We start from the raw sequence: 12613 nt of genomic DNA, 5'->3' as shown, positions 1-12613 counted from the left end.
AAGTGCGTACGTGATGAGCTCGTGTCGGCGAGGCGCCTAGGGAGCCGTGGCCCACCGTTGCCAGGGGCTGTTCAGACTGATCGGACCGGATATCTCGACTCGGACGTCCTGGTTGCCGTACTGTCCGGCGACGGCCGTCGACCGGTCCATGTAGCTGCCGGTGCGTTGGGTGCCCGCTCCGGAGAGGGTGAAATTCTGGGCCGTGAAGCGGTAACCGCTTCCCGTGACGATCTGCACCGTGTACGTGCCGTTCGGAATCCGGGCGTAGTCGAACGCGATCCAGTTCCCGACCGGCGCTCCGCCGCCGCCGTCACGAATGGCGAGCGTCGGCGGCGCCGGCGGCGGGGGCGGCGGCGCGGGCTGGGGCGTGGCCACGTTCGACTGGGTCCACCCGCTGCACCCGCGCGCGTTGCAGGCCTGCACCTGGTACTGGTAGGGGGTGTTCACCGTGCCGGTGGCCGAGGCCGTGCGAGCCCCGCCGGTGGACCCGGTGCCGTTGCTGCCCTGGATCCACTGGTAGTTGTAGCTCGTGACACCGCGGCCGCCATCGCTGGACGGGGCGGACCAGGCCAGGCTCAGGGCCCCGGTGCCCTGTCCCGGCGCGTCCAGGTTCGCGCTCGCCGGTGCGCCCGGCACCCCGAAGGGCGTGACCGTGTTGCTCGCCCCTGAGGCGCTGCCCTGGCCGATCGCGTTCCAGGCGGAGACGGTGAATAAGTAGTTCGTCCCGTTCCGGAGGCCGCCGATGGCATGGGTGCCTGCCGACATCACGTCGAGGCTCCCGCCGCCGCCGGCGGTCCAGCTGATGGTGTACCTGGTGATCGGCGAGTTGTTCGACGGCGGAGCGGCGAACTTCACGGTGGCGCTGCCGTCGCCCTCGACCGCGGTCGGGGTGTTGGGGGCATCCGGAACGTTACGGATGACGAGCGTGACGCGTCCCTGCGTTTCGCGGCCCGGGTCCCGCGTGGCGTCCTGGATCCGGTAGACCACGGTCAGGGTTCCGGTGGCGCCCGAGCCGGTCTTCACCGTGACCCCGGAGGCGGTGTGGCTGACCGTCGCAGTGCCGACCTGCTGCTCGATGGCGGCCGAGATCACCGTGAGGGGCTTCCCGTCCTGCGCGTAGGGGTTGTAGTCGTTGTCCAGCACGGGGATGGCGACGGACTGGCTCGGCCGGGTCTCGATGCCGGTGCCGTTCGGCCCGGAATCGTCGACGGCCTGCGGCTTGGCCCGCGTGGAGGACACGACCGTCACGTTCACCGACCCCGGAATCGTGAACTCCTTGTAGGTGACCGTGAACGAGAGGGTGACCTTCTTGCCCGGCTGCACGCCGAGCGGCGCCGAGATCGAGAGGTCGGCGCCGCTCAGGGTCGCCGCGACATCCGCCGAGGTGCCCCCGGGCGGACCGTAGCTGAGCTGCTGCACGATCTGGGGGTTGGGGTGCCCGCTGGAGGTGCGCAGGTTGACGACGAGCGCCGGCTCCCCGGCCTGGATCGTCACGTTCGGGGGTGTGAAGGTGGGCGGCACATCTTCGGAGTTCGGGTCGCCCACGGTGACCGGGATGGTCAGGGTCGCCTGGTTTCCCTTCGGGTCGCCGGCGGAGGTGCCGTCGGTCACCACGAAGGTGACGGAGGCCGGTCCGCGGTAGTCCTGAGCCGCGGCGAAGGTCAGGGTGCTCGGGTCGACCAGGGGCGAGGACCCGGACGCGTTGGTCGCCGTCGCGGAGAGGATCAGGGCGGGCCGCCCGGAGGGGACCTCCACGATGTCGGCCAGGTTCCAGGTCTTCGAACCGTTCATCCGCACGAGCTGCTCCGGCAGCGCCTTCAGGAAGGGCGGCGGGAAGGCCTGCTCGGCGGCCGGCTTCTCTTTCTCGTCCGGATCCGGTTTGGCGGGAACGATGATGAAGGCCGTGGCGCTGAGCTTGTCGACGTCGTTGGTGAGGCGGTAGGCGATGGCCTGCCGCACGTTCTTCGGGGTGACGGTGACGGTGCCATTGGGCAGGATCGTGCCGGATGCCGCGTTCGGGCCCTCGAGGCTGATCACGAGGTCTTCGATCAGGCCGCTGGGGTTCTCGGCCTTGTCGAGCACCTTGACGTCGACGCTCTTCTCGGTGAGCACGTCCTTGGGCTCGATGACGTGGTCGATGGCGCTCGGGTACTGGGCCTTGGCGTCGGCGGTCACCTTGACCTGCACGAACGCGGTCGCCGCGCCGCCGTGGCCATTGGTGATCTCGTAGCGCAGGGTGTAGCTGCCCTCGACCGCGGGGGCATCGATGATGATCCGGCTGCCGTTCACCTTCGCAGTGATGCCCTCCTGGACCTCCGGCAGCTTCTTCGAGAGGGTCAGCTTGTACCCGTTCGGGTCGGAGTCGTTGAGCACGACCGGGATCGATCCCGCGCGGCCCGGTTTGATCTCGATCGCGTCGTCGACGGCGTTAGGCGGGAGGAGGGCCACCGGCCGGGGGATCACGCCGATCCGAACGGTCCCGGTCGCCGTGGCGCCGTAGGTGTCCGCCACCTCGTAGGTGAAGGAGTCGGTGCCGGCCGTGCCGGGGTAGGCCTCGTAGACGAAGAAATCACTGCCCCGCTTGGTGATGCGCCCGAGGGCCGGCGGCGTCGTCACGTCGGTCAGGTAGACGGAGTCGCCGTCGGGGTCGATGCCGTCCAGGGGCACCTGCACCTTGATGATCGAGTCTGCGAACGTGCGCATGGTCAGCGGCAGCGGCGTCGGCGCCCGGTTATTCGCCTTGTCCGGCCCGATCACGGTGAAGCGCACGACCGCGGTCGCGGTCTCCAGGTACGGGTCGGTGATGGCGTAGGCGATGCTGTACGCGCCGGGTTCCTTCGGGGCCTGGTAGCGCACCTGCTTACCGGTGACGAACGCGAGCCCCCCGGCGTTGGCGGTGTCCACGAGGTCGGGCGAGAGCGTCATCGTTCCCGAGTCCGGGTGGTAGTCGTTGTCCAGCACGGGCACGCTCACGATGTCGCCCGCGCGCACGCTGACCGAGTCGTCGACGGCCACCGGGGGCTGGTGCTTCACAAGCGGCGGCACCGGGACGATGGTGATGCCGGCCGTCGAGGTGCCCTGTCCGTCGCTGATCGTGTAGGTGAACTGCACCTGCTGGGTCAGCGCCGCCGAGGCGGTCACCCGGAGCACGGTGTTGGTGAGGATTTCGACCGAGACCAGGTCCTGGGCGCCCGAGGTGTCCACGGATTGCACCGCCAGCACCCGGCCGCTCGGGGACACGTCGTTGCCCAGCACCGGCACCGTGAGCGGTTCGCCGGCGCGCAGGTAGGCGGTGTCCTTGACCGCGATCGGCGGTAACACCTCGGTTGGATTCTCGGTCACGTCCACCCGGATCAGGCCGACGCTCGACGCGGCCCCGGCGCCGAGGCTGTAGGTGAAGACGTAGCTGCCCGCCTCGGGAGCGGAGACGGCGACGGTGCCGCGGTCCAGGTTCGGCACGGCGGTCACGTTTTCGGGCACATCGTTGACCCCGATCAGGGCCAGGGGCTCGCCGGACGGGGACACGTCGTTGGCGAGCGGTTCGACCAGCACGGTCTCGCCCACGAAGGTGGTGGCGAAGTCGGGGGTGCCGACCGGGTTCAGGCTGCCGGGGGCCTTGACCTCGACGGTGAGCACGCCGGTCGAGGTGAGCGTGCCGTCCGACACGACGAACTGCACCTCCTTGACCCCCAGCTCTGAGGTCTTGCTCTCGAAGGTGATGAAGCCCTCCGGTCCGAACCGCACCCCGTCTCCGGTGGTCGGCGAGGCGGATACGAGGTAGATGTCGTCGCCGTCGGGGTCGATCCAGTCGCTGAGCACGTTGTAGCTGACGATCTGCCCCTGCTCGACGGAGATCGCGCCGGCCCGGTTCGACACCGGGGCCTCGTTGAGTTCGAACGGGCGCACGGTCAGGTTCACGCTCGCCTCGGCGACGGCCCCGCGGCCGTCGGCGACCGTGTAGCGGAAGCTGACGGTTCCGGCCAGGTCGGCGGCCGGGGAGAACTGCAGCGCCCGGCCACCGTCGATGTAGTCGAGCCGCCCCTGCGCCTCGTTGAACCCGTTCGTGTTGACCACGGTGAGCACGTCGCCGTCGGGGTCGGTGTCGTTCTCGAGCACGGGCAGCACGGTGGTCTTGCCGGGTCGGATCCCGTAGTTGTCGTCGTGGGCGAGCGGGGCCCGGTTCTGCGGGGTGCGCTCGGCCAGGGTGTCTTCGAAGGACTGCTGGGACGCCTTCTCGTCGCCCTCCTCCGAGTCCTCCTCCTGGGGCGGTGTCACCTCATCCCAGTTCTCCACCAGTCGCATGTTGGCGTCGACGAGCCACACGTTCCCGTTGGACAGGTTGTTGAGTGCGATGACGTTCCGGTTCACCCGGAATTCCAGCGTCGAGCCCTGCGTCGCCTGGGCGATGGTCTGCCGATTCGGTTTCTTGTCGGTGCAGGCGGCCAGGTACTGCTGGGCTCCGGCCCAGGCGCCGTGCGCGCATCCGTTCAGCCAGACCGGTGTCGACACGTCCTTCGGGTCGGTCAGGGGGGTCTTGATCCCGGCCGGCACCGTGGTGATGTCACCGCCGCCGAGGGGGACCTCGAGCAGGGAATCGCCGGTTGCGACCACGGCGAAGGCGTTCTCGGCTCCGCTCTGCTGCAGCTTCAGCGCCTGCCCCGGGAGGTCGATCGGGGCTCCGCCGTCGACGATCAGCCGGTCCTTCTCGGTGTCGAGCACGACCGGCGTCTCCCCCACCGCGGCCAGTTGGTGCGCGCCGAGGCGGGGCAGGTCGCTGCGCTGTGGCTCACTGCCGGGCTCGGCGATGGTGACCAGCTTCTTCTTCGCCGGCGAGGTGCCGAACACGGCGCCCGCCCGGGAGACGGCGATGTGAGCGCCCTTGCCGAGTTTGAGAACCGGATCGGTTTTCTTGGGGTCGAAGCTCAGTTCCTGCGCTGCGTTGATCACCCAGACCTGGCCGGTCCCGGGCGCCAGGACCGCGATCGTGTCGCCGCCGTAGGCGATCTCCGAGCCGACCGGCACGTCGACGCGCTGGCCGAGGGTGGTGAAGGAGGGGTCCACCCGCTCGAGGGAACCCACGCTCTCGTCGTAGAGGAAGACGTCGTCGCCGTCCTGCAGCACGGTGAAGGCGTTGGATGCCGCGTTCACGGAGCCGTTCAGCTCTTCGATCTGCCGGTTGAGCCGACCCGCGAGCAGCTGTTTGCCGTTGGTCACCCAGACGTCCCGGGCGGTGAGGTCGACGTCGGTGACCGGGAAACCCTGGTGCAGCACCGCGAACGTCAGCGGGATGCCCGCCATGACGGCGATGGCGACGACGGATGCCGCGGCCTTGCGGGCACGAAGCCACCGGCTGAAGGACCCCACCCTGTTGCCCCTCGCCCAGTTCGTTTCGCCTCGCAGAAGTCCTCGACGGACCTCTCCCCGGGGAATACGCTAACACGCCGGAGGCGCATTCTCACCCCACACGGGTCAGCGGTTGCAGACCCGGTTGGCCTCGGAAAGTTTGCCGTCGCCGCGTTGCAGATACAGGTCGACGCACACCCGTTCGCCCGGGGTCACCTCGTCGACGGCGATGTCCGCGGTGGAGCTCAGTTTCGGCTGGTTCGGCGTTTCTGCTCGCGCCCACCGGTACACGTCGCCTTCCTCGGGGTCGGGGCTGGCCACGGTGAACGTCACGACGGTGCCGTCGACGGAGGTGGCCGTGCCGGTGAGCGTGAGAACGGGCACGCCCGACTCCATCGCGGCGTCTCCGCTGTCGCTGGACGGCGTCTTGACCGGGGCCACTCCGGGGGTGGTCTGGCTTCCCGTGACGACGACCGCGGCAACGACAGCGCCGATCAGTGCCACGCCGGCTGCTGCCGAAATCAGCAGGACCAGGCCGCGCCGGCAGCGAGCGGCGGGCTCGGCCGGGTCCGCGTTCGACGCGTCCGCGTTCGGCGGGTCCGCGTTCGGCGGGTCCGTCTGGTGCGGCAGGCTCTCCCCCGTCGGCACGACCGGTTTCCGCGGCCGCAGGACGGTGTCGGACGCCCGCCCGCGCATCACGGTGGCGTCGCCGGACTCGGGCGTTGCCGGGTTGCGCGGGGACTGGGGGCGGATGACGACGGCCCCCCTGACCCGCGTTTCCCCGCCGTCCGGGGAGGGAGCAGAGGGGACGGGTGCTACGCCGGCCGGCTGGGCGGCGATGCTGACGACGGAGCGCGCCCGGGTCTCATCGGCACCGGCCGGTGAATCCGCCGACGCGCGCGCCGGACGGCCGGAGGGGTCCGTCCCGGACGGGGCCAGGCGCGGGACCTCGATCGCGGTCGCCGAGTAGCCCAGCTCGAGCTCGATTCGCTGCAGGGCCCTGGCGAAGTCCACGGCGCTCGCGTAGCGGGCCGCCGGGTTCTGCGCCATCCCCTTCGCCAGCACGGCTTCCAGCGACCGGGGCACGTCCCCCCGCCCGATCGGCGTGATCGCGCCGCGTTCGATCCGGCCGATCAGGTCGAGCGTGCCGTTGGACCGGCCGCGGATTTCGAAGGGCGTGCGGCCGGCGAGAAGCGTGTGGATGGTGGCGGCCAGTGAGAACACGTCGCTGCGGACATCCGGCACCGGGTCGTCTTCGAACATCTCGGGCGGCGACCACGGCACGCTCATCCCCACCGACTGGGTTTCGGCGGCGGCGCCGGCAGCGAGCACGGCTGCCGGGCCGCCGGCCTGCGCCTGCACGGGGAGGTCGCTCTCGAGCGTGGAGGAGATGCCGAAGTCGGTCAGCGCGGGCCCGCCGAAGTCGTTCGTCAGGACGTTGCCCGGTTTGATGTCGCGGTGCAGGATGCCGGCGGCGTGTGCCGTGGCGACCGCGCCGGCCAGGCGCACTCCGATGTGCAGGGAGTCCTCGACCGTGAACGGGTCGCGCTTGTACCGCTCCGACAGGCTCGGGCCCGAGCAGTACTCCATCACGAAGTAGGGGCGCCCGTCCCCCGCGACGCCGGCGTGGTAGATCGTGACGATCGACGGATGCGTGGACAGCCGGGCCATCAGGTTCGCCTCGTCGACGAACCGGGCCCGGGTGGACTCGTTCAACTGCTCGGTCAGCAGCACCTTGACGGCCACGCGGCGGCGCGGCAGCTGCTGGTCGTAGAGGAAGACGTCAGAGAAGCCGCCGGAGCCCAGGGTCTGCACGTAGTCGTAGCCGGGCAGTTCGGGTGGGAGGGATACGGCGCGGCCCATCATTCCTCGCTCACGGTGAGGGTCAGGCCACTGCCCAGATCGATGACGGTCCCCACCAGGACCGACGCCGATTCGCCCCTGCGCAGTTTCTGCGGCGGCCGGCCGGGAAGCACGATCACGGTGCCGTTGCGGGACTGGAGGTCGGTGACGACGACGGTGTCACCCTCCACCGTGACCCGCACGTGGTTGCGGGAGATGTCCTGGTCGCGTCCGCCGAGGCTGACCAGGCGCGGCAGCCGGCCGCCGGGCACCTGGCTCACGCTGGGGGCGCGTCCGATCAGGACCGGCTGCGGTCCGAGCGGTTCGCGGCCTCCGCCGGGCAGAAGCAGGAACAGTGCGGGAAGGGCCGGCGCGGGCACGACCGGCGCTGACAGGACCGGCGCGGGCGGCCCCGGCTCGGGCCGGGCCACGCCCGAGGCGCTCCTCAGCTTGTGGAGGTCGCCGCTCATCACCGTCAGCCCGTCATGGTGGTCGGTGTCCACGGAGGATTCGGGCGCCCCGCCCGGCGGCCGACCCACGGATCGACGGAGATTCACGACCGTCTCATCGCTGATGGCCTCGTCCGGGACGGGGATCACCGGAGCACTGACCGGCGGGACGATGATCTGCGGATCGCTGATCTGCGGAACGCTGACCTGCGGAACGCTGACCGGCGGGGCCGCGACCGTTGCCGCCACGGGCACGACCGGCACGACCGGTGCGACCGGCACGACCGGTGCGACCGGCACGACCGGTGCGACCGGTGCGACCGGGACGACCGGAGCGGTGGGCGCGATGGGCGCTACCGGCGCAACCGGGACAACCGCCACGACCGGTGCGCCGGGCCGCGATGCGGCTCCGCGCGGGTTCAGGACGATCCAGCGGGACCTCACCATCCCGCAGGAAAGGGGAAGCGCGGCGCGCTCGAGACGCCCGTTGAACTCGTCTGTGGCGGGTCCGCACTCGAGCAGGAAGGCCGTCACCGAGGCGACGGACTGTTCCCGCCAGGTGGCCACGCCGGCGCCCGACAGCAGCACCTCGCCGGCACCGGTCGACAGCCGCAGTGCCACGTCGCCGCGCACGATGGCGTGCACGGTCGCCCCGTCGCCGAGGTCACCCTCCCACGTCAGCAGCACGAACGGAGGCGCCGTGAACACCCCTTCGGACGTCAGGGCATCGAGAACGCCCTGCACGCCGCCGTCGAGGCCGGACCACAGCCGGTCCACCGTCCGCTCGGAATCCTCCGTGCGCACCACAACCAGCCGCCCGGCCTGCGTCGCCGCCAGCCAGTCCCCCGACTCATCGTGTTGATACGAGAGCATGTGTCATCTACCCCTGGCTTCTCGGCCTCGTGTCCTCGAGGTGCTCGTGCATCCCCGTCGCACGGTCCCGTGTGCTGTCGTCGTCCGCATCCTGCCCCGGATCATCCAGGACCGACTCGATGTATACGACCGTAACGTTATCGTGTCCGCCCCGTGCCAGCGCCGCGTCGACGAGCACGTCCGCCAGGGACCTCTCGGTCTCGGCGGTCCCGTCGTAGGCGGCCAGCAACCGGGCGATCTCGGAGGTGCCCAGTTCCTTGGTCAGCCCGTCGGAGCAGATCAGGAAGGAGTGCCGGCCCCGGGCCGGCAGCAGCCAGACGTCCGCGTCGACTGACTCGTCGGCGCCGATCGCCCGGGTGATCACGTTGCGTTCCGGGTGGTGTTCGGCTTCCACTGCGGAAATGAGTCCGGCATCCACCATTTCCTGCACCGCCGAGTGGTCGACGCTCAGCTGGGTGAGCGTGCGCCCGTCCCAGGTGTAGACGCGGGAGTCGCCGATGTTGAATGCCATCCAGTGGAAGCCCACATCGTCGCCCGCGTCCACGAACGCGACGCCCGCGAGGGTGGTCCCGGAGACGGCTGTGCCGTAGTCGTCCACGGCGCTGAGATCCCGCACCGCGTCGTTCGAGGAATGGATGGCGTCCAGGATGCGTTCCGGCGTCGACGGCGTGTCACGGGCGATGTGTTCGTCGAATACCCGGACGACCGTTTGGCTGGCCACGTCACCGTGGGCGTGGCCGCCCATGCCGTCGGCCACCAGGAAAATCGGCGACTGCGCCAGAAAGCTGTCCTCGTTGATCTTGCGCTCACGGCCGACGTCGGTTCGGGCGCTGAACACGAAGCGCGCGCGACTTGCCGGGAGCACGATCTCGATCTCACTCTGCATGGCCACGTCTGCTCCAGTGTTCAGTTCCGATTGCCGCACGTCGACGGGGTCACTCCTCGGCGAGGTGGGGGATCTCTTCGGCGAGGGTGTGTCCGCGCCGGCGGGCGTCCCGTGACGCCTTGATCACGCTGGCAATAGTAGCGACAGCCATGGAGACCACGATCACGCCGAGGGAGGTCCAGGTGTCGATTTCCGGCGCCCACTCCACGCCCTGGCCGCCGTTGATGAACGGCACCTCGTTGGTGTGCAGGGCGTGCAGGACGAGCTTCACGCCGATGAAGAAGAGGATGAACGCGATCCCGTACTTGAGGTATTCGAGGCGTTCGAGCAGGCCGCCGAGCAGGAAGTAGAGCTGGCGCAGCCCCATCAGGGCGAAGACGTTGGCGGTGAAGACGATGAACGGGCTCTGGGTGATGCCGAAGATCGCCGGAATCGAGTCGAGGGCGAAGACCAGGTCGGTCGTGCCGATCGCGAGGAGCACGATCAGCATCGGGGTGAAGACCTTCTTGCCATCGATCAGGGTGCGCAGCTTCGAGCCGTCGAAGGTCGAGGAGACGTTCAGGTGGGTGCGCAGGAAACGGATGAAGGCGTTGTCCGCCTCGTCCTCTTCCGGTTCCTTGGCCAGCGCCTGATGCACGGCGGTGTAGAGCAGGAACGCACCGAAGATGTAGAAGATCCAGCTGAAGTTCTCGATCAGCTGGGCGCCCAGCAGGATGAAGATGCCGCGCAGCACGAGCGCGATGATGATGCCGACGATCAGTACTTCCTGCTGGTATTTACGGGGCACCGAGAACCTCGCCATGATGATGACGAAGACGAACAGGTTGTCGATGCTCAGGCTGTATTCGGTCAGCCAGCCGGCCAGGAACTGGCCCGCGTGCTCGGCGTCGGCCAGGAGGAGCATGAGCAGGGCAAAGACCAGGGCCAGGGCGACGTAGAACACCACCCACAGGGTGGCTTCCTTCATGGATGGCACGTGAGGGCGTTTGAAGACGATCAAGAGGTCGGCGAGCAGGATCACCGTCAGGATGACGAGGGATCCGACTTCGAACCAGAGCGGGAGAGCAAGTTCCATGGGGGCGGGGGGCCTTTCACTAGCGGGATGCTGACGGAGTGCAGCACGAAACCCGAAAGTCTCTCCCGCATCGATCACTCGATGCTGCCGCGCCGGGGCCCCGGCACCGCGGCCCGTGTTGACGTTCACGGCACAGGACCCGAATCGGGCCCACAGGGATACTCCCCTTCACTTGGAGGAGTCTACCGGGCCGCGGCGGCTTTCTCGTCCCGTTGCACGCCGTCTGCCACCGGTCACCGGCCGACGGGTGCCGGGTGCCGGGTGCCGGGTGCCGGGGCCGTTAAAGCAAAAACTCCCCCGGGGTTGCCGGGAGAGTTTCAGGTTGTGACCCCAGCGGGATTCGAACCCGCGTTACCGCCGTGAGAGGGCGATGTCCTAGGCCGCTAAACGATGGGGCCGTTTGCAACTCGTCGAGTATGCCACACGGATGAGCGGGAAACCAAACTGAGCGCCTCAGGCGCAGACGAAGAGGGCTCCGGGCACCACGTCGACCTGCACGGGAAGGGCCCCGATCCGCTCCCCGTCGGCATACGCGAACACGCCCTCGGCGTCCATGCGCACGCTGCGGCAGCGGGTGATCTCGACCTGCGGCAGGCCTGTATGCGTTCCGGAGAATACCTTCGGGAACACGCGCAGGAAACCGATCCGGGACAGCGGGGTGACGACGAACAGGTCGAGCAGACCGTCGTCGATGACCGCGTCCGGGGCGATCCGCATGCCGCCGCCGATCGAGACGTTGTTGGCGACGGAGATCAGCATCGCGCGTTGGGTGCGCTCCACGCCGTCGACCGTGAGGCGGTAGGTGAGGGGCTTGAACGTGGCGAGCACCAGCAGCATGGCCAGGGTGTACCGGCTCTTGCCGCGGGGGCGGCGCATCCGGTTGGCCCGTTCGTTGACGACGGCGTCGAACCCGGCCGAGAGCACTCCGGCGAACCAGGTCGTGACGTCCCCGCACGTTGCCCGGCCGCAGTCGATGGCGCGCGGCGCCCGGGCGAGGGCGGCGAGGAGGTGACGGATGGCGGCATCCGTGTCGTCGACGGGGATGCCCAGCCCGCGGGCGAGGTCGTTTCCCGTGCCGCAGGGCACGATGGCCAGCGGTATCGTCCGTCCGGCCAGGAGGTTCGTGCCCAGGCTCACCATCCCGTCTCCGCCCACGACGACGAGCACGTCGACCCCGGGGACCAGCAGCGCCAGGACCTCGAGGCGCAGCAGCTCGAAGCTGACCTCGCTCCGGACGGTCACGTCGTGGCCTGCCGCTCGAAGGGCGACGACGACCCGCGGACCGACGTCGCTCCGGCGGCCGAAAGAGGCGTAGGCGTTGATCGCGACGACGAGGCGGAGAGTCGGGCTGGGGGGTGCGGCCCGGGGAGGAACAGAATTCACCGCTCCAGTATCGCGCCTCGCCAAGTTGCAGCGCGCCGTAATTGGGTATTAGCTCGACCCATGAAACTGACGAAGCTGGAGCATGCGGCACTCATCGTGGACAAAGCCGGTCACAAGTTGTTCATCGATCCCGGCTCGTACACGAGCCCGCTGACCGAGACGGCGGGCGCCGTGGCCGTCGTGATCACCCACGAGCACCCGGATCACTGGACTCCCGAGCAGCTCGACCGCATCCTGGCGCTGAACCCGGAGGTTCCGATCTTCGCTCCGGCCGGGGTGGCCCACGCTGCAGCCGGGTATCAGGTGACCGTCGTGTCGGCCGGTGACACGGTCGAGGTCGGGCCGTTCACCCTGAGGTTCTTCGGCGAGAAGCACGCGGTCATCCACGAATCGATCCCGGTGGTCGACAACATCGGGGTGCTCGTCGACGATGAGCTCTACTACGCCGGAGACTCGTTCACGGTCCCCGACGGAGTGGCCGTGGACACCCTCGCCGTTCCGGCCGGGGCCCCCTGGCTGAAGATCAGCGAGGTGATGGACTACGTGCTCGAGGTCAAGCCGCGACGCGCCTTCCCGACGCACGAGATGCTGCTCTCCCGAGCCGGCAAGGAGCTGTCGAACGCGCGCATCCGCTGGGCCACCGAGCAGAACGGCGGCGAGTACTTCCCGCTCGAGCCCAACGAGTCCCTCGACCTGTAATACATCGCACTCCTTTCGGGGGTAGCTCTGTAGGAATCCCACAATGTTCACGGGGCCAGCCCG

At 69.1% G+C, this 12613-nt stretch carries 7 protein-coding genes and 1 tRNA gene; 1 reads left to right on the top strand and 7 read right to left on the bottom strand.

Annotated elements, in window-relative coordinates; genetic code table 11:
- Positions 1-36: 36 nt before the first annotated feature.
- The 7 genes from E3T42_RS03360 to E3T42_RS03325 all read right to left on the bottom strand — a co-directional run bounded on the left by E3T42_RS03360 (position 37) and on the right by E3T42_RS03325 (position 11851).
- Positions 37-5364: an Ig-like domain-containing protein gene (locus tag E3T42_RS03360; protein WP_134368215.1), complete on the bottom strand. Its 5328-nt coding sequence runs from the start codon at positions 5362-5364 to the stop codon at positions 37-39.
- 105 nt (positions 5365-5469) lie between these two features.
- Positions 5470-7206, bottom strand: coding sequence for a serine/threonine-protein kinase (locus E3T42_RS03355; protein WP_134402444.1), 1737 nt, complete (start codon positions 7204-7206; stop codon positions 5470-5472).
- Positions 7206-8507, bottom strand: a complete 1302-nt coding sequence (locus E3T42_RS17205; RefSeq protein ID WP_241975800.1) for an FHA domain-containing protein — start codon at positions 8505-8507, stop codon at positions 7206-7208. Before E3T42_RS17205 ends, E3T42_RS03355 begins: the two co-directional genes overlap by 1 nt.
- Positions 8508-8514: 7 nt before the next feature.
- Positions 8515-9393: a PP2C family serine/threonine-protein phosphatase gene (locus E3T42_RS03340; RefSeq protein WP_134368231.1), complete on the bottom strand. Its 879-nt coding sequence runs from the start codon at positions 9391-9393 to the stop codon at positions 8515-8517.
- A gap of 49 nt (positions 9394-9442) precedes the next feature.
- Positions 9443-10468: a TerC/Alx family metal homeostasis membrane protein gene (locus E3T42_RS03335; protein ID WP_134368211.1), complete on the bottom strand. Its 1026-nt coding sequence runs from the start codon at positions 10466-10468 to the stop codon at positions 9443-9445.
- A 325-nt stretch (positions 10469-10793) separates the two neighbouring features.
- A tRNA-Glu gene (locus E3T42_RS03330) sits at positions 10794-10866 on the bottom strand.
- Positions 10867-10921: 55 nt separating this feature from the next.
- Complete coding sequence (locus tag E3T42_RS03325; RefSeq protein ID WP_134368210.1) at positions 10922-11851, bottom strand: diacylglycerol kinase family protein; 930 nt, start codon at positions 11849-11851, stop codon at positions 10922-10924.
- Between the two features lie 60 nt (positions 11852-11911).
- Between E3T42_RS03325 and E3T42_RS03320 the strand changes: the two genes are divergently transcribed.
- The gene (locus tag E3T42_RS03320) at positions 11912-12550 is read left to right on the top strand and encodes an MBL fold metallo-hydrolase (RefSeq protein ID WP_134368209.1); all 639 of its coding nucleotides are present in this window, start codon (positions 11912-11914) and stop codon (positions 12548-12550) included.
- Positions 12551-12613: the final 63 nt, after the last annotated feature.

This window comes from Cryobacterium sp. TMT4-10 (genome assembly GCF_004403275.1).
In the GTDB taxonomy this organism is placed as follows: Bacteria; Actinomycetota; Actinomycetes; order Actinomycetales; family Microbacteriaceae; genus Cryobacterium; species Cryobacterium shii.
The sequence above is the reverse complement of the archived record's forward strand: the minus strand, read 5'-3'. Positions and strand labels throughout refer to the sequence as shown.

Bases quoted from the DNA above. Each gene is read 5' to 3' on its own strand.
- E3T42_RS03320 (WP_134368209.1), top strand. From the start codon at position 11,912: ATGAAACTGACGAAGCTGGAGCATGCGGCACTCATCGTGGACAAAGCC.
- E3T42_RS03355 (WP_134402444.1), bottom strand. From the start codon at position 7,206: ATGGGCCGCGCCGTATCCCTCCCACCCGAACTGCCCGGCTACGACTAC.
- E3T42_RS03335 (WP_134368211.1), bottom strand. From the start codon at position 10,468: ATGGAACTTGCTCTCCCGCTCTGGTTCGAAGTCGGATCCCTCGTCATC.
- E3T42_RS17205 (WP_241975800.1), bottom strand. From the start codon at position 8,507: ATGCTCTCGTATCAACACGATGAGTCGGGGGACTGGCTGGCGGCGACG.
- E3T42_RS03340 (WP_134368231.1), bottom strand. From the start codon at position 9,393: ATGCAGAGTGAGATCGAGATCGTGCTCCCGGCAAGTCGCGCGCGCTTC.